This window comes from Pedobacter sp. W3I1 (assembly GCF_030816015.1).
Lineage (GTDB): Bacteria > Bacteroidota > Bacteroidia > Sphingobacteriales > Sphingobacteriaceae > Pedobacter.
The window spans coordinates 1,528,715-1,545,953 of sequence record NZ_JAUSXN010000001.1 but is presented as its reverse complement, the minus strand read 5'-3'; the positions used below and the strand labels follow the sequence as shown (position 1 = coordinate 1,545,953).

Sequence of the window (17,239 nt, the reverse complement as noted above, 5' to 3'; positions counted from 1 at the left end):
AGCATACATACACTTTTAAACAATGAGCGAATTAAACAAGTACAGTAAAACATTTACACAAGACCCTACACAACCGGCAGCGCAAGCTATGCTTTACGGAATCGGATTAACTGATGCTGATATGGCTAAAGCACAGGTCGGTATTGCAAGTATGGGTTACGATGGTAACACCTGCAATATGCACCTTAACGATCTTGCAAAAGATGTAAAAAAAGGGGTCTGGAATAATGATTTAGTGGGCTTGGTTTTTAACACCATTGGAGTGAGCGATGGAATGAGCAACGGTACAGATGGTATGCGTTACTCATTGGTAAGCCGTGACGTAATTGCCGATAGCATCGAAACCATTTGCGGTGGCCAATATTACGATGGAATTATCTCTATTCCTGGCTGTGATAAAAACATGCCTGGCGCAATTATGGCCATGGCACGTTTAGATCGTCCTTCAATTATGGTTTATGGTGGTACAATTGCCCCAGGCCATTACAAAGGCGAAGAATTGAACATCGTGTCGGCTTTCGAGGCTTTGGGGCAGAAAATATGTGGCAACCTTTCTGAGGAGGACTATCAGGGCATCATAAAACATACCTGCCCTGGTGCAGGTGCTTGTGGGGGGATGTATACTGCAAACACAATGGCATCAGCAATTGAGGCTTTAGGTATGAGTTTGCCTTATTCATCTTCGAACCCAGCAATCAGCGAGGAGAAAAAACAAGAATGTTTAGATGCAGGTAAATACATCAAAATTTTATTAGAGAAAGATATCAAACCATCTGATATCATGACGAGAAAAGCATTCGAAAATGCCATTCGTTCTATTATCATTTTAGGTGGCAGTACGAATGCAGTATTGCATTTTATTGCAATGGGTAAAGCTATCGGTATCGAAATCACCCAGGATGATTTCCAACGCATGAGCGATGTAACACCAGTACTTGCCGATTTTAAACCAAGTGGAAAATACTTAATGCAGGATTTACATCAATATGGTGGGATCCCGGCAGTATTAAAATACTTATTGAATGAAGGTTTATTACATGGCGATTGCCTAACCGTAACCGGAAAAACCATGGCTGAGAATTTAGCCGATGTAAAATCGGTTATGGATTATGATCAAAAAATCATTCAGAAATTAAGTGAGCCAATTAAGGCAACAGGTCATTTACAGATTCTTTACGGAAACCTGGCAGAAAAAGGTTCAGTAGCGAAAATAAGTGGAAAAGAAGGTGAGAAATTTGAAGGTCCTGCACGTGTATTTGATGGTGAACACGATTTAATTGCCGGAATTTCTAACGGACGTGTTCAACCTGGTGATGTAATTGTAATTAAAAACTCGGGGCCGGTAGGTGCGCCAGGTATGCCTGAAATGTTAAAACCAACCTCAGCCATTATTGGTGCTGGTTTAGGTAAATCGGTGGCTTTGATTACTGATGGACGTTTCTCAGGTGGTACACATGGTTTTGTGGTTGGTCACATTACTCCTGAATCTTACAAAGGTGGTTTAATCGGCTTAGTAGAAGATGAAGACCGGATTTTGATCGATGCTGTAAACAATATCATCAGCCTGCAAGTCAGTAAAGAGGTGATTGCCGAGCGGAGAAAAAACTACGTTCAACCAGCATTAAAAGTAACAAAAGGTGTTTTATATAAATATGCTAAAACAGTTTCAGATGCAGCTAGTGGTTGCGTAACTGACGAATATTAAAATCAAAAAATCATCCCTGGATTAATTGATTACTAATAAAATAGATTATGCAAATAATTAAAAGTATTCAGAATAGGATTTATGAAATCCGGGGAGAAAGAGTAATGCTGGATTTCGATTTGGCATCGCTTTATGAAGTTGAAACGAAGGTACTGAATCAGGCGGTAAAACGTAACATAAAGCGTTTTCCGGAAGATTTTATGTTTCAGTTAACTTCTGCTGAATTTGAAGAGATAAGACTTCAGATTGATGCAAGTAATCAGGGTACATCATCACAAATTGTGATGACAGGCGGAACCAACTTGAAGTCACAATTTGTGACTTCAAGTTGGGGAGGTACTCGAAAATTGCCTTATGCCTTTACAGAACAAGGTGTAGCCATGTTAAGTGGCGTTTTAAAGAGCGATAAGGCGATTAATATGAACATCGCCATTATGAGAGCCTTTGTTGATGTTCGTAAAATTTTGTTGAAACAAAGCAACATTAACGAACAATTGACAGAAATTAAAGAACGGATTGGCGAACATGATGTTCAGCTCAACGAGCTTTATGATGCAATGGAAAATTTAATAGACGAGAAAATTGCTCAATTAAAATGGAACGATAGACAAAGAATTGGGTTTAAAATTAAAGAATAGTAGAACCGCAAAAACATAACTATGGAAACTGCACAAGATACAATACAACAAAACGAGGCGAAAGCAGAAACCTCAAAAACCTTATTCAAAGGAACAGGCTCGCAGGTTTTGTTGAATGGATTAATTGAAGAAGGTGTAACCACCATTTTCGGTTATCCGGGAGGAGCAATCATGCCTATTTATGATGCTCTTTATGATTATGCTGATAAATTAGAACACATCTTAGTTCGCCATGAGCAAGGTGGCATCCACGCTGCTCAGGGTTTTGCAAGAGCAAGCGGCGAAGTTGGTGTTGTTTTCGCAACCAGTGGGCCAGGGGCAACCAATTTGGTTACCGGTTTGGCAGATGCGCAAATCGATAGTACGCCATTGGTTTGTATCACCGGACAGGTTTTTGCCCATTTATTAGGAACAGATGCCTTTCAGGAAACCGATGTGATTAACATTACGACACCGGTTACCAAGTGGAATTATCAGGTTACTGACGCAAAGGAAATCCAGGAGGTTTTGGCTAAAGCTTTTTACATCGCTAAAAGCGGCAGACCAGGACCGGTTTTAATCGATATTACCAAAAATGCACAGTTACAATTGGAGGAATTTCCTGAATATGTAAAGTGTAACCACATCCGCAGTTATCGCCCGAAACCAAAAGTTAGGGTTGAATATATCGAGCAGGCAGCCGAATTAATCAACTCAGCAAAAAAACCTTTCATTTTATTTGGACAAGGTGTTATTTTGGGTAAAGCTGAAGAAGAATTTAAAGCATTTATTAATAAAACAGGTATTCCTGCGGCATGGACCATTATGGGCGAAGGTGCTATTCCAACTTCACACCCATTAAATGTAGGTATGTTAGGTATGCACGGTAATTATGGGCCGAACGTATTAACCAATGAAGCGGATGTAATTATTGCCATCGGAATGCGTTTTGATGACCGTGTAACTGGCCGTTTAGATAAATATGCTAAACAAGCTAAGGTGGTACATTTAGATATCGACCCTGCTGAAATTGATAAAAATGTTAAAGCTGAGGTTGGCGTTTGGGGCGATTGTAAAGAAACCTTACCCCTATTAACCAATTTGGTTAACGAAAATAAACACGAAGATTGGTTGGCTAAATTCAGACAATACAATCAGGAGGAAATAGATCAGGTCATTACTCCAGAACTTTATCCAACAGGAGATGAAATCACCATGGGCGAAGTACTGCGTAACATCAATGAAATCTGTGGTGGTGATGCCGTAATTGTTACCGATGTTGGTCAGCACCAAATGGTAGCCTGTCGTTATGCGAAATTCAACAATACCCGCAGTAATATTACTTCAGGTGGTTTAGGCACAATGGGCTTTGGTTTACCTGCCGCAATTGGCGCTAAATATGGTGCTCCTGATAAAACAGTCATTGCCATTATTGGTGATGGTGGTTTCCAGATGACACCTCAGGAATTGGGTACCATTATGCAATTCGGTGCAGCGGTAAAAATCCTGATCCTGAACAACCGCTTTTTAGGGATGGTTCGCCAATGGCAACAGTTATTTCATGATAAACGTTATTCTTTCGTGAATATCACCAGTCCTGACTTTGTGGCTTTAGCAAAATCATACTACATCGAAGCAGATAAAGTTGATGAACGTGCAAACCTTAGAACAGCGCTAGAAACCATGATCAACCACGAAGGAGCTTACCTGCTGGAAATAATGGTAGGCAGAGAAAATAATGTTTTCCCAATGGTTCCGCAAGGAATGAGTGTAAGCGAAATCAGGTTAAAATAAGTAGAAAGGTAAAAGCTAGCGTAATCGTCATCTCGACTGAAGCGCAGTCCCGAACTTTCGGGAGAGAGATCTTTCTTTAACAACATTTAAAGATTTCTCCACAAGGTCGAAATGACGAATACGTAAAAAAGAAACTATCATGAGTACTGAAGATAAAATAAAATATACAGAAGACACTGTTGACCTGGAAGGAAAACAGGAATATACCATTACGGTGTATGCCGAAAACCGCATCGGTTTACTCAACAGAATTGCGATTATTTTCTCGAAAAGAAAAATCAATATCGAAAGTTTAAACAGTTCCGCATCAGAAATTGAAGGAATACACCGTTTCAATATCGTCATCCACGAAGGTTACGAAGTGGTGAGAAAGCTTGCCCGTCAGATAGAAAAGCAAATTGAGGTATTGAAAGTTTATTTCAACACCAACGAAGAAATTATCTGGCAGGAACTGGCACTTTACAAAGTTTCTACTGATGAAATTGCAGAAAAAGTAACAGTAGAGCGTTTATTGAGACAGTATGGTGCAAGTGCGGTGGTGATCCGTAAAGATTATACTGTTTTTGCAGTAACTGGGCACAGAGAAGAAACCGATGCTTTGGTAAAAGCTTTAGAACCTTACGAACTCATTGAATTTGTAAGATCTGCAAGAGTAGCCATTATTAAAGACAGTGCGGGTTTCCACGAAAAACTGAAAGAATTCGAAGCTTTCGAACCAGGTGAAGAATTGGTAGAAAATGAGTTTTTAGAAAAAGGACAAAAAATCTTTACCATGTAATTTAAAGGTGGAAGGTTAAAGGCATATTGCTTAGCGACCTTTGCGAAAACCTTAGCGTCTTTGCGGTTAACTGCATAAGACACAATACCGAAGCTGAAAGATAAGACACAATACCGAAGCTGAAAGATAAGACGATAATTAGATAGATACAGAATATAACATGACGAATCAGATATTTGAATTTATAATAAACTCACGCAAGGCATTTATTCAGTTAATCGATGGCTTAACAATCGAAGAATTGAATAAAATTCCTGATGGTTATAACAACAACATCATCTGGAATTTTGGCCACATTGTAGTGAGTACACAAACGCTTTGTTATGTTCGTACGGGTGTATTGCAAGATGCAACCTCGGTAAAATTTAACGAGTATTATAAAAAGGATACAAAGCCAACTTATACGGTAACGGAAGAAGAAGTAGCAGAATTAAAAGCCATTGCATTAGAGAGCATTGAAAGAATAAAAGAAGATTATGCAAATGGAAAATTTTCGAACATCACACCTTTCACAACAGCTACCTATGGCGTACAGATGAACAGCATAGAAGAAATACTGATTACAACGATCGGTCATGACAACGTACATTATGGTTACGCATGGGTGCTAAAGAAACTAGTATGCTAGAGGTTTAGGGCGGATGTTTTTGAAAAACAGACCCGACTAAAATAAACCCGATAGCAGTAAAAATTTTAGACTGTCATACTGAGCGTAGTCGAAGTACAGTCTAAAATTTTTACGAAAAGCGGGACTGAAATAACCGAAAAGCACAGAAACCTGCTTTTCAAATAAAAAAACCGGTGAAATCACTATATCTGTGTAATCAAACCAAAGGAAAAAACGATTCGTGAAGACACGAACCATGGCGATTAAAGAACAAATAAATAATAATTAAATAAATTGATTTGAGGCAGGAAAATCCTATAATCCTTAAATCCTTGGTATTAGAAAATTAACCAATAAAAAACAATGGCAAATTATTTTAACACATTACCTCTTAGAGAAAAATTAAACCAATTAGGTGTTTGCGACTTCATGGACAGTTCTGAATTTTTAGATGGCGTAAGCGCATTAAAAGGCAAAAAGCTGGTAATCGTAGGTTGTGGCGCACAAGGCTTAAACCAAGGTTTAAATTTAAGAGATAGTGGTTTAGATGTAAGCTACACTTTACGTAAGGAAGCAATTGAAGGCAAACGCGATTCGTGGAAAAATGCAACTGAAAACAATTTTACAGTTGGCACTTACGAAGAATTGATTCCGAATGCAGATGTAGTAATTAACCTTACTCCTGATAAACAACATACCGCTGTTGTAAATGCAATTATGCCTTTAATGAAAGAAGGTGCTACTTTATTATATTCTCACGGTTTCAATATCGTAGAAGAAGGCATGCAGATCCGTAAAGATTTAACCGTGATTATGGTTGCACCTAAATGCCCGGGTAGCGAGGTTAGAGCAGAATATGTTCGTGGTTTTGGTGTTCCTACCTTAATTGCAGTCCACCCTGAAAACGATCCGCAAGGTAAAGGATTGGCACAGGCAAAAGCATACTGCGCTGGTACTGGTGGTCACAGAGCTGGTGTATTAAAATCATCGTTCGTTGCTGAGGTGAAATCTGATTTAATGGGCGAGCAAACCATCCTTTGTGGCTTATTGCAAACAGGTTCTATCCTATCTTTCGATAAAATGGTAGAAAAAGGAATCGATGCAGGCTATGCTTCTAAATTGGTTCAATATGGTGTTGAAGTAATTACCGAAGCCTTAAAACAAGGTGGTATTACGGCCATGATGGACAGATTAAGCAATGTAGCTAAAATCAAAGCTTTCGAAATTTCGGAAGAATTGAAAGACATTATGCGTCCATTATTCCAAAAACACCAGGATGACATTATGAGCGGCGAATTTAGCCGTACCATGATGGAAGATTGGGCAAATGGTGATAAAAACTTATTAAAATGGAGAGCTGAAACCGGTGAAACTGCTTTCGAAAAAACGCCTGCTGGTGATGTTAAAATCGGTGAGCAAGAATACTTCGATAACTATACTTTAATGGTTGCTTTTGTTCGTGCTGGTGTTGAATTGGCTTTCGAAACCATGGTACAGGCAGGTATTAAACCAGAATCGGCTTATTACGAATCGTTACACGAAACACCACTTATTGCGAATACCATTGCACGTAAGAAATTATTCGAAATGAACCGCGTAATTTCTGATACTGCTGAATATGGTTGCTACTTATTCGATCAGGCTTGTAAACCACTTTTAGGTGGTTTCATGAAAAAAGTAGATACTGATTTAGTTGGCAAAAACTTCAACGAAGGTAAAGATGGCGCTGTTGACAACAGACAATTAATCGATATTAACGAAGCTATTCGCTCTCACCAGGTAGAACAAATTGGTGCTACTTTGCGTAAGGCAATGACTGCAATGAAAGCGATTAAAACAGCATAGAAACAAAAGAATGTCATCCTGAGCCTGTCGAAGGAATTCTTTTGTTTCTATAACGAAAAAGTCTTCGACAAGCTCAGACTGACAAACATTAAATAATAAAAAAATGTCAAAAACATTAGTAGAAAAAATTTGGGATGCTCACGTTGTAAAAAGTGAAGAAGGATTTCCTGATATTTTATACATTGATACACACTTAATACACGAGGTAACCTCTCCGCAGGCATTTGATGGTTTGCGCAAAAGAGGCTTACCTGTTTTTCGTCCGAAGCAGACTGTAGCAACTGCCGATCATAATGTACCTACGTTAAATCAATTGTTGCCTATTAAAGAGGAGCTTTCGCGCTATCAGGTTGATATGCTAACGAAAAACTGTGCAGAATTCGGGGTAGAATTATATGATTTAGGCCATCCTTTTCAGGGTATTGTGCATGTTATCGGCCCTGAATTGGGTATTACCTTACCTGGCAAAACAATGGTTTGCGGCGATAGCCATACCTCTACTCATGGCGCCTTTGGTGCCATAGCATTTGGTATCGGTACTTCGCAGGTAGAGCAGGTTTTTGCAACGCAATGTTTATTGCAGTCGAAACCTAAAACCATGAAAATTGAGGTAAACGGCGAACTTGGAAAAGGTGTTGGTGCAAAAGACATTATCTTATACATTATTGCTAAAATCTCTGCCGCTGGCGGTACAGGTTATTTTATAGAATATGCAGGTTCGGCAATCGAGGCTTTAAGTATGGAAGCACGTATGACGATTTGTAATATGAGTATAGAAATGGGTGCGCGTGGTGGATTAATTGCACCAGATCAAACCACTTTCGATTATATTAAAGGAAGAGAGTTTGCTCCTGTCGGCGAAGAGTGGGATAAAGCTTTAGCTTATTGGAAAACATTATATAGCGATGCTGATGCGAAATTCGATAGCATTTTAACTTTCGATGCAGCAGACATCGCCCCAATGATTACCTATGGTACAAACCCTGGAATGGGAATGGGTATCCAGGAACATATTCCAGCAACTGGTGCACAACCAGAAAAAGAAAAACTTTCTTACCAAAAAGCATTGGATTATATGGGTTTTGATGACGATTCATCTTTGATCGGAAAACCGGTTGATTATGTTTTCATCGGAAGCTGTACCAACTCTCGCATCGAAGATTTACGCGAAGTTGCTGATTTTGTTAAAGATAAACGCAAAGCAGATAACGTTACCGTTTGGATTGTACCGGGATCGAAACAGGTAGAACAACAGGCTAAAAGCGAAGGCTTGGATAAAATTTTCGAAGCCGCTGGTTTTCAGTTGCGCGAGCCTGGTTGCAGTGCCTGTTTAGGAATGAACGAAGATAAAATCCCGGCAGGGAAATATTGTGTATCTACATCAAACCGGAACTTTGAAGGCAGACAAGGACAAAATGCACGTACCTTATTGGCCAGTCCACTTACCGCAGCAGCAGCAGCCGTAACAGGAAAAATTACCGACGTAAGGGATTTTTTGGAAAGGGTTTAAGATAACTGTCATGCTGACGAAGGAAGCATCTGCAAGCCAAGAGAGAGATTCTTCGTTCCTTAGAATGACAACTTTAAAATATATGATTTTAGAAGTTGCCATATTAAATGTAAAAGCCGGGTTAGCGGCCGATTTTGAAAAAGCTTTTAGCGAAGCACAAAAAATCATTTCTACAATGGAAGGTTACATTTCGCATCAGCTTCAGAAGTGTATAGAAGTAGAAAACAAATATATCCTGCTGGTAAACTGGAAAACACTGGAGGCACATACCGAAGGTTTCAGAGGATCAGCAGCATACCAGGATTGGAAAAAGTTATTACATCACTTTTATGATCCTTTTCCTACAGTTGAACACTTTACTAAGGTAGAAGGCTGAAGGTTATTATAAATATTAAATCAATGAAATCGCCGCAATCGGTGAAATCATTTAAATCTGTGTAATCATCATTAAAAAATGAAAAAATTCACAAAATTAACATCGGCAGTAGTGCCTTTAAACATAGAGAACATCGATACCGACCAGATTATCCCTGCGAGGTTTCTGAAAGCGACTACCCGCGAGGGTTTTGGCGAAAATTTGTTCCGCGATTGGCGTTATGAAAACGATAACCAGCCCAAAGCAGATTTCGTGATGAACAACCCTACCTACAGCGGTCAGATTTTAGTAGCAGGGAAAAACTTTGGTTGTGGCAGTAGTCGCGAGCATGCTGCATGGGCCATTCAGGATGCCGGTTTTGATGCAGTAATTAGCAGTTTCTTTGCCGATATTTTTAAAGGAAATGCTTTGAACAATGGTTTATTACCCATCCAGGTAAGTGATGAGTTTTTGGCGCAGATCTTCAAAGCGGTTGACAACAATCCGAAATCGGCCTTAGAAGTTGATTTAGAAAATCAAACGGTTACCATTGTAGAAACTGGTGCTCAGGAATCATTTGAGATCAATCCTTACAAAAAATCGTGTTTGATCAATGGTTATGATGATATCGATTTCATCTTAGCCCAAAAAGAATTAATCGCAGAATTTGAACAAGCAAAATAATGCTTAAACCATTTGTCTACATACAAAACCTAAACTTAAGTTATCGCAATAAAGCGGTGCTAAAGGATTTGTATTGGGAAGTAAATGTTTGTCAAAACTGGGTTTTATGGGGTGAAAGTGGCAGCGGAAAAACTTCTTTGGCTAAAGCCATTGCAGGTTTAATCCCCTCACAGGGAAGTATTGAAATCAATTACGACGGCCAAAGTAAATTACCAGCCGAAGTTTTATTTGTTGAAAGTTGGTATCAGTTTAAAAACCTCGAAGGTGTTGCAAATTTTTATTACCAGCAACGCTACACCAGTTTACAAGCCAATGATACTTTGACAGTACATGCAGAACTGGTGGTTTATGGCAAAGAAAAAGGACTTCATTTCAATGAGGTTGAACCGATTTTAGAAGCGCTGGGCTTAGCTACTTTTGCCAGTTCACAACTAATCGAATTATCAAGCGGCGAACATAAAAAACTGCAGTTGGTTAAAGCCTTATGGTTAAAACCCCAATTGTTAATTATCGATCAGCCTTATACTGGTTTGGATGCAGCATCACGTAAAAACCTGAATACACTTTTAGATCAGATTATAGCAGAAGGTGTACAATTAATTTTAATCTGTAACGACTTAGAATTCCCTGCAAGCATCGATTGTTTTGCAGAGATTATAGATGGGCAGATCGTAACATCATTTTCAAGAGAAATTGGTGATCTTTCACCTGAAATACACAAAAAGAAAATCCCTGCTTTTTTAAAGGAGTCGCCAATTTATTCATCAACTGACATCGTAAAAATGGTTGATGTCAACATCAGCTATGGCGAAAAACAGGTGCTAAAAAATATCAACTGGGAAGTTAAAGCTGGCGAAAAATGGCTCTTACAAGGCCCAAATGGCTCTGGAAAATCCACTTTATTGAGTTTAATCAATGGCGATCACCCCCAATCTTACGCCAACGAGCTTTATTTGTTTGGCAACAGGCGTGGAAGTGGCGAAAGTATATGGGATATTAAGCAACACATTGGTTTAATATCACCCGAGTTTCACTGGTATTTCGATGCTACTGCTACCGTTTGGCAGAGCATTGCCTCGGGCTTTTACGATACCGTAGGTTTGTTTCAACAGTTGCCTTATACTAAGAGCGCACAAGTTGATGAGCTAATTGAATATTTTGGGTTAACAGCTAGTAAAAATGAATTATTAACCGCACTTCCACTCGGTAAACAGCGATTGGTATTGTTAGCGCGGACAATTATAAAAAATCCGGAATTATTAATTCTGGATGAACCCTGCCAGGGTTTAGACCAGCAGCAAACAAAACATTTTAACCAATTGGTTGATGAATTGTGCAGCAATGGGATGACCTTAATTTATGTTGGCCATTTTGAATCGCAGTTGCCAACCTGCCTGCAAAAAAGAATATTGTTAGAAAAAGGCGAGGTAAAAGTCGTCGAAAGTTTAAACGTAGAAATATTAAGCTGATGCAAGCTTAGCCACGGAAATACGGTGAGCACGGAAACAAAATTTTTCTGTGATTTCTGTGCCTCCGTGGCAACCAATAAGCAAATTGCAAAGCAAAAGAGGAGTCAATAATGAAGAAGAACATTTTAGTAATACCTGGAGACGGTATTGGACCCGAAGTTACCACTTGGGGAAAAGCAGCATTAGAAAAAATTGCCGAAATTTTTGGCCATGAATTTGTGTTTGAAGAGGCTTTAATGGGCCATGCGGCTATTGAAGTTACTGGTGAGCCTTTGCCAGACGAAACTTTAGAAAAAGCAAGACAAAGTGATGCTATCCTTTTTGGAGCAATTGGCCATGCCAAATATGATAACGACCCAAGTTTAAAAGTTAGACCAGAACAAGGCCTGCTGAAAATCCGTAAGGAACTGGGTTTATTTGCCAATCTCCGCCCTATATTACTATTTGACGAACTTCTTCAGGCATCGAGTATCAAACCGGAAATTTTAAGAGGAACCGATATTTTGTTCTTCCGCGAATTAACTGGTGATGTGTATTTTGGCGAAAAAACACGTTCTGAAGATCGCAATACCGCTTCAGACCTGATGATTTATCACCGTTATGAAGTAGAACGCATTGCACATAAAGCCTACCAGGCTGCGCAACAACGTAACAAAAGATTATGTTCAGTAGATAAAGCAAATGTTTTGGAAAGTTCCCGCCTGTGGCGCGAAACCGTTCAGGAAATAGCAAAACAATATCCTGACGTAGAAACTGAGCATATGTTTATCGATAATGCTGCCATGCAGTTGATCAAAAACCCTAAAAAATTCGACGTGGTTTTAACGGCCAATTTATTTGGAGATATTTTGACAGATGAGGCTTCACAAATTGCAGGCTCAATGGGTATGCTGGCTTCTGCATCTGTTGGAGAAAGCACAGGTTTCTTTGAACCCATCCACGGTTCTGCTCACGATATTGCAGGTAAAGATTTAGCTAATCCATTAGCTTCTATCCTATCAGCAGCATTAATGTTAGAAATTGGTTTCGGACTAAAAGAAGAAGCCAAACTATTGGTTGATACCATCGACCAGGTATTGAAAGAAGGCTTTAGAACACATGATATTGCCGACCAAAATACAAACCGATTTAAAGTTTTAGGCACAGCCGAAATGGGCAAATTGGTACTTAAATTCTTATCCCAAAAATTAATCACATCCTAAACTTAAGATTATGATTCACGACCCGAACAAAGTTTATATTTTCGACACGACATTGCGTGACGGGGAGCAGGTTCCAGGCTGCCAGTTAGATACAAACCAAAAAGTAGAAATCGCTAAATCACTTGAGCTTTTAGGTGTTGATGTGATTGAAGCAGGTTTCCCGGTATCTAGTCCAGGAGATTTTAACAGTGTAATTGAATTATCAAAAGCAGTAACTAACCCGATTATCTGCGCTTTAACCCGTGCAAATAAAAACGATATCGATGTTGCTGCAGATGCTTTGCGTTATGCAAAAAGACCGCGTATCCATACAGGTATCGGTTCATCCGATTTCCACATTAAACATAAATTTAACAGTACCCGCGAAGAAATTTTAGAACGTGCTGTTGAAGCGGTAAGGTATTCGAAAAAATTTGTGGAAGACGTTGAGTTTTATGCAGAAGATGCCGGCCGTGCCGATATTGAATTTTTAGCCAAAATGGTTGAAGCGGTAATTGCTGCTGGTGCAACTGTAGTAAACATTCCGGATACCAACGGTTATTGCTTACCAGACCAATACGGCTCGAAAATTCTTTACTTAAAAGAAAACGTAAAAAATATTGATAAAGCCATTATCTCCGTGCATTGCCACAACGATTTAGGCTTGGCTACAGCGAATTCTATCGCAGGCTTGCAGAATGGTGCCCGCCAGGTAGAATGCACCATTAACGGTATCGGAGAGCGTGCAGGCAATACCTCTATGGAAGAAGTCGTCATGATTTTGAAAACGCACAAGATTTTAGGCTTAAACACCCAGATTGATGCTACCCGTTTCTATGAAATGAGCCACATGGTGAGAAACCAGATGAATATGCCGGTACAACCAAATAAAGCAATTGTCGGTGGAAACGCATTCTCGCACAGTTCAGGTATTCACCAGGATGGTTTCTTAAAAAACCGCGAGAACTATGAAATCATTAAGCCAGAAGATGTTGGTTTCCCTGATGCTACAATTGTATTAACTGCAAGAAGTGGCCGCCATGCCTTAAAACACCATTTAGACCGTTTAGGCCATAAATTGGAAAAAGATCATTTAGATATTGTTTACAAACAGTTTTTGGTTTTAGCCGATAGCAAACAAGGCATTAACGACTATGATTTAAACCAATTGGTTGCATTGCATTTGGCATAAAAGCTGAAAGGTTAAAGCAATCAGCGAATTGCCTTAAAAACTCTGAGGGGTGTCCCCCTTTGGAGAGTTTATCCCGACTTTTCGGGAGGGCAGAGGGAGGATTTAAGTTTGATCCAACAAACCTAACCCACCTAAACCTGATTGGAATGAGCATGAAGCGCAGCGGAATAAAATGTAAAGCAGGACAGCTACCTCCGATGGAATGCCAAACCCTGCTTTACAAAAAAACATAAGAGAATATCAGTCTTGATACTTGATACTACAACAATGAATACTACAACACCGAATACATTAGATTTTCAATCTGCATCGCAACGATTAAAGGGCGTAGTAAAACGTACGCCTTTGGAGTTTAACGCAGGGCTTTCTGCGCATTACAATGCCAATATTTACTTAAAAAGAGAAGACCTGCAGATTGTACGCTCATATAAATTACGTGGTGCCTACAATAAAATTAGTTCGTTGCCACAAGATGCATTAACTAATGGTGTAGTTTGCGCAAGCGCTGGTAACCATGCACAAGGTGTAGCGTATTCTTGCAAAAAACTTGGTATCAAGGGCGTTATTTTCATGCCAGAGATTACACCAAAACAAAAGGTTAAACAAACCTACATGTTTGGTGGTGACAATGTTGAAGTAGTTTTAGTTGGCGATACTTTTGATGATTGTTTAAAAGAAGCCCTAGCCTACAGTGCCGAAAAATCGGCTACTTTTATTCCGCCTTTTGATGATGAAAAAGTAATTGAAGGACAGGCAACGGTTGGTGTAGAAATTTATGAAGATCTGCCTGATCTGGATATTATTGTAATGCCTGTAGGTGGTGGTGGTTTGGCATCGGGCGTGAGCGCTTACATGAAAACCGTTAAACCTGAGGTAAAATTGGTAGGTGTTGAGCCGCTAGGTGCACCATCAATGGTTACGGCGATGGAATATGGCGGACCCTTTACCTTAGAGGAGATAGACCGTTTTGTAGATGGTGCAGCTGTAAAAAGAATCGGCCATATTACTTACGAATATTGCAAAGAACTGCTGGATCAGATGCATTTGATCCCTGAAGGAAAAATATGCACAACTATATTAAAATTGTATAACGAAGATGCCATTGTTGTTGAACCTGCCGGAGCACTCTCTGTAGCTGCGTTAGATCAACTGAGAGATCAGATTGCTGGTAAAACAGTGGTTTGCATTGTTAGTGGTGGAAATAACGATATTGAGCGCATGCAGGAGATTAAAGAGAAATCTTTGCTTTTTGAAGGCTTGAAACATTATTTCATTGTACGTTTCCCACAAAGGCCAGGTGCTTTAAAATTATTTGTAAATGAGGTTTTAGGTCCACAGGACGATATTACCCGTTTCGAGTTTATTAAAAAAACGAATAAAGAAAATGGGCCTGCATTGGTTGGCATCGAACTTTCTAATAAAAACGATTACGGAAGTTTATTGCAACGCATGAAAGATTTTAAATTCGAGATAATCGAGCTGAACCAGGACCAAACTTTGTTTGAGTATTTGGTTTAAGAATTTTAACTGTAAAGCTATGTCCGTCATTTCGAGCGGAGCGCAGCGAAGTCGAGAAATCTGTTAAGTTGTTTAATTAAATGCTAAGAGAAAGATTTCTCCGTTTCGCTACCAATGATAAATTGGTTAGCTTCAGTCGAAATGACGACTGATTTTAGTAATTTGTCATCCTGAGCCTGCCGAAGGACAATCACAGTGTTTCGACAAGCTCAACATGACACATCTTAATAGAGAAAAATGAATTTCAAAGACTTAAGCAACAAAGCATTAATTTCGGATAGCGATATCGATTGGGAAGATTTAGGCGCTGGTGTGAAACGCAAAATTATGGCTTACGATGACCAACTGATGTTGGTTAAAGTCGCATTTGAAAAAGACGCCATCGGTACCATTCACAATCATCCCCATTTGCAAATGAGTTATGTAGCAAAAGGAAGTTTTGAAGTTAGCATGGGCGATGATAAAAAGGTATTAAATGAGGGGGATGTGTTCTTTGCTCCAACCAATGTATTTCATGGTGTGGTTTGCTTAGAAGCCGGATTACTGATTGATGTTTTTAATCCGCATCGGGAAGATTTTTTAAAATAAGACCGAGGTCAGGAGTAGGGGAAGTCGGAAGTTTGGGTGCATATAATAAATGCCGTCATTTCGAGCGGAGTGCAACGCAGTCGAGAAACCTATCTAGAGAGCATTTTTGACTTAGATCTTTCCGTTCCACTGCGCTTCAGTCGAGATGATTGTTATGATAAAAACAAATTTTAAGCAGCTATATTATAATTATTTTTATAGCTAGCTTGATTTTTTATAACTGCAGCAACTCTTAATGCTATCTTGTTTCTAACGGCATTAATTATGCTCATGCTGTGCTTCCCTTCATCCTTTTTTCTATTGTAATATGTCTTGAATTCCTGATTGTGTTGAATTAGAGATAATGCACACATATGCAGCAATCTTTTAAGCTCTTTATTGGCCATCCGGTGTACCTTGGATTTACCTTTGATACTTATACCACTGCTGTGTTCAAATGGAGCAACCCCTGCATAACAGGCCAGTTCTTTTCCGCTGGGCCGCCCTGCAAAATTTCCCGTGCAGCCAATCAGGTATACTGCTGTAACATGCCCTATCCCAGGGATACTGAGCAATAATTTGTAGTTCTGCTTGAAATCCTGGTTTCCTGTAATGATTTTTTTGATCTGATCTTCGAGGTTCTTGATTGATTTGGCTATACCCTCAATTGCATTTTTAAGTGCTTTTTCAATCAGTTTCTGATGTTCTTTACCATTGACATTACCAAGTTCTTTTACCGAAACGCTAATGCCAGACCTTTGTTTGAGCAGCTTTGTCCGAGCTGATATCAGATCTTTCAGGAGCATCAGTTCGGGATCCAGGGCAGCTGTCGCCTTTAGATCATCCGCTTCCTTAAATGCATAGTTGCATAAACGTATGCTGTCTATTTTATCATTTTTACCTCTTGCTATCCCAAAGCTCCATTTGATATGGGCTGCATTGCCAATATGGATGGGCAGATTTCTGTTGCTGCAGAAAGTCCATATTAAACGGTGATAGATCCCGGTATTTTCTATGACAATCAAGGAGTCCTCATTGAACGTGGTTTTCTGCGATTTCAACCACTTCTCAAATAGCTTTATCCCTGGTGCTGTGTTGTCAAACCGTGCGGTTGCTATCTCCTGTTTTACATGGTTCACAACGGCCATCAATGCAACATCGAAGTAAGGTTTGGAAACATCAATCCCGATAAAAAATTTTGTAGTGCCAATCATCCTGTTATTTTTTATGTTTGTAGTGGTTACCTAATTTTTACCCCATCGATCCTAGTCCTTAATAATGGGTATTGCCCTAATTGTTATCTGGTCACTAAGGGAAAAAACGGTAGCGGATTGCATCATCTCATAGGTATAAAAACCTTGACGAACTTTTAATGTGCCGCTACCGTTTTAGGTAATCTGATTTATAATTTAAGCAA

General features: G+C 39.4%; 15 protein-coding genes. 14 read left to right on the top strand and 1 reads right to left on the bottom strand.

Annotation, left to right across the window (positions count from 1 at the left end; all coding sequences use genetic code 11):
- The first annotated feature begins 22 nt into the window (after positions 1–22).
- The 14 genes from ilvD (at position 23) to QF042_RS06575 (ending at position 15,843) form a co-directional block, all read left to right on the top strand.
- Positions 23–1,705 carry a dihydroxy-acid dehydratase gene (ilvD, locus tag QF042_RS06640; RefSeq protein ID WP_307526524.1) on the top strand — a complete coding sequence of 561 codons (1,683 nt, stop codon included), beginning with the start codon at positions 23–25 and terminating at the stop codon, positions 1,703–1,705.
- A gap of 47 nt (positions 1,706–1,752) precedes the next feature.
- Positions 1,753–2,343, top strand: coding sequence for an ORF6N domain-containing protein (locus QF042_RS06635; protein ID WP_307526522.1), 591 nt, complete (start codon positions 1,753–1,755; stop codon positions 2,341–2,343).
- A gap of 21 nt (positions 2,344–2,364) precedes the next feature.
- Entirely contained in the window at positions 2,365–4,116 is a 1,752-nt protein-coding gene (ilvB, locus tag QF042_RS06630) for a biosynthetic-type acetolactate synthase large subunit (protein WP_307526520.1), read from the top strand.
- Between the two features lie 139 nt (positions 4,117–4,255).
- Positions 4,256–4,894 carry an acetolactate synthase small subunit gene (gene ilvN / locus QF042_RS06625; RefSeq protein ID WP_057931987.1) on the top strand — a complete coding sequence of 213 codons (639 nt, stop codon included), beginning with the start codon at positions 4,256–4,258 and terminating at the stop codon, positions 4,892–4,894.
- Positions 4,895–5,054: 160 nt separating this feature from the next.
- The gene (locus tag QF042_RS06620) at positions 5,055–5,522 is read left to right on the top strand and encodes a DinB family protein (RefSeq protein ID WP_307526516.1); all 468 of its coding nucleotides are present in this window, start codon (positions 5,055–5,057) and stop codon (positions 5,520–5,522) included.
- 342 nt (positions 5,523–5,864) lie between these two features.
- The gene (gene ilvC / locus QF042_RS06615) at positions 5,865–7,346 is read left to right on the top strand and encodes a ketol-acid reductoisomerase (protein ID WP_307526514.1); all 1,482 of its coding nucleotides are present in this window, start codon (positions 5,865–5,867) and stop codon (positions 7,344–7,346) included.
- 103 nt (positions 7,347–7,449) lie between these two features.
- Positions 7,450–8,856 (top strand): 3-isopropylmalate dehydratase large subunit, encoded by a 1,407-nt coding sequence (gene leuC, locus QF042_RS06610; protein WP_307526511.1) that lies wholly within the window; start codon positions 7,450–7,452, stop codon positions 8,854–8,856.
- 82 nt (positions 8,857–8,938) lie between these two features.
- Complete coding sequence (locus tag QF042_RS06605) at positions 8,939–9,232, top strand: antibiotic biosynthesis monooxygenase (protein ID WP_307526509.1); 294 nt, start codon at positions 8,939–8,941, stop codon at positions 9,230–9,232.
- Positions 9,233–9,310: 78 nt separating this feature from the next.
- Positions 9,311–9,895 carry a 3-isopropylmalate dehydratase small subunit gene (gene leuD, locus QF042_RS06600; RefSeq protein WP_307526506.1) on the top strand — a complete coding sequence of 195 codons (585 nt, stop codon included), beginning with the start codon at positions 9,311–9,313 and terminating at the stop codon, positions 9,893–9,895.
- Complete coding sequence (locus QF042_RS06595) at positions 9,895–11,364, top strand: ATP-binding cassette domain-containing protein (RefSeq protein ID WP_307526504.1); 1,470 nt, start codon at positions 9,895–9,897, stop codon at positions 11,362–11,364. Before leuD ends, QF042_RS06595 begins: the two co-directional genes overlap by 1 nt.
- Before the next feature lie 110 nt (positions 11,365–11,474).
- On the top strand, positions 11,475–12,566 hold the full coding sequence (gene leuB, locus QF042_RS06590) for a 3-isopropylmalate dehydrogenase (protein WP_147224934.1): 1,092 nt from the start codon (positions 11,475–11,477) through the stop codon (positions 12,564–12,566).
- A gap of 10 nt (positions 12,567–12,576) precedes the next feature.
- On the top strand, positions 12,577–13,737 hold the full coding sequence (locus QF042_RS06585; RefSeq protein ID WP_307526501.1) for a 2-isopropylmalate synthase: 1,161 nt from the start codon (positions 12,577–12,579) through the stop codon (positions 13,735–13,737).
- A gap of 267 nt (positions 13,738–14,004) precedes the next feature.
- Positions 14,005–15,255: a threonine ammonia-lyase IlvA gene (gene ilvA / locus QF042_RS06580; protein WP_307526499.1), complete on the top strand. Its 1,251-nt coding sequence runs from the start codon at positions 14,005–14,007 to the stop codon at positions 15,253–15,255.
- A 237-nt stretch (positions 15,256–15,492) separates the two neighbouring features.
- Positions 15,493–15,843, top strand: coding sequence for a cupin domain-containing protein (locus QF042_RS06575; RefSeq protein ID WP_307526497.1), 351 nt, complete (start codon positions 15,493–15,495; stop codon positions 15,841–15,843).
- 170 nt (positions 15,844–16,013) lie between these two features.
- Here QF042_RS06575 and QF042_RS06570 read toward each other — a convergent pair whose 3' ends face one another.
- Positions 16,014–17,036, bottom strand: a complete 1,023-nt coding sequence (locus tag QF042_RS06570; RefSeq protein WP_307525625.1) for an IS110 family transposase — start codon at positions 17,034–17,036, stop codon at positions 16,014–16,016.
- Positions 17,037–17,239: the final 203 nt, after the last annotated feature.

What these genes read in the sequence shown, in the direction of transcription:
- ilvD (WP_307526524.1), top strand. Translation starts at nt 23, where the DNA reads ATGAGCGAATTAAACAAGTACAGTAAAACATTTACACAAGACCCTACA.
- QF042_RS06575 (WP_307526497.1), top strand. Translation starts at nt 15,493, where the DNA reads ATGAATTTCAAAGACTTAAGCAACAAAGCATTAATTTCGGATAGCGAT.
- ilvA (WP_307526499.1), top strand. Translation starts at nt 14,005, where the DNA reads ATGAATACTACAACACCGAATACATTAGATTTTCAATCTGCATCGCAA.
- leuD (WP_307526506.1), top strand. Translation starts at nt 9,311, where the DNA reads ATGAAAAAATTCACAAAATTAACATCGGCAGTAGTGCCTTTAAACATA.
- ilvB (WP_307526520.1), top strand. Translation starts at nt 2,365, where the DNA reads ATGGAAACTGCACAAGATACAATACAACAAAACGAGGCGAAAGCAGAA.
- QF042_RS06595 (WP_307526504.1), top strand. Translation starts at nt 9,895, where the DNA reads ATGCTTAAACCATTTGTCTACATACAAAACCTAAACTTAAGTTATCGC.
- QF042_RS06570 (WP_307525625.1), bottom strand. Translation starts at nt 17,036, where the DNA reads ATGATTGGCACTACAAAATTTTTTATCGGGATTGATGTTTCCAAACCT.
- leuB (WP_147224934.1), top strand. Translation starts at nt 11,475, where the DNA reads ATGAAGAAGAACATTTTAGTAATACCTGGAGACGGTATTGGACCCGAA.
- QF042_RS06605 (WP_307526509.1), top strand. Translation starts at nt 8,939, where the DNA reads ATGATTTTAGAAGTTGCCATATTAAATGTAAAAGCCGGGTTAGCGGCC.
- QF042_RS06620 (WP_307526516.1), top strand. Translation starts at nt 5,055, where the DNA reads ATGACGAATCAGATATTTGAATTTATAATAAACTCACGCAAGGCATTT.
- ilvC (WP_307526514.1), top strand. Translation starts at nt 5,865, where the DNA reads ATGGCAAATTATTTTAACACATTACCTCTTAGAGAAAAATTAAACCAA.
- ilvN (WP_057931987.1), top strand. Translation starts at nt 4,256, where the DNA reads ATGAGTACTGAAGATAAAATAAAATATACAGAAGACACTGTTGACCTG.
- leuC (WP_307526511.1), top strand. Translation starts at nt 7,450, where the DNA reads ATGTCAAAAACATTAGTAGAAAAAATTTGGGATGCTCACGTTGTAAAA.
- QF042_RS06635 (WP_307526522.1), top strand. Translation starts at nt 1,753, where the DNA reads ATGCAAATAATTAAAAGTATTCAGAATAGGATTTATGAAATCCGGGGA.
- QF042_RS06585 (WP_307526501.1), top strand. Translation starts at nt 12,577, where the DNA reads ATGATTCACGACCCGAACAAAGTTTATATTTTCGACACGACATTGCGT.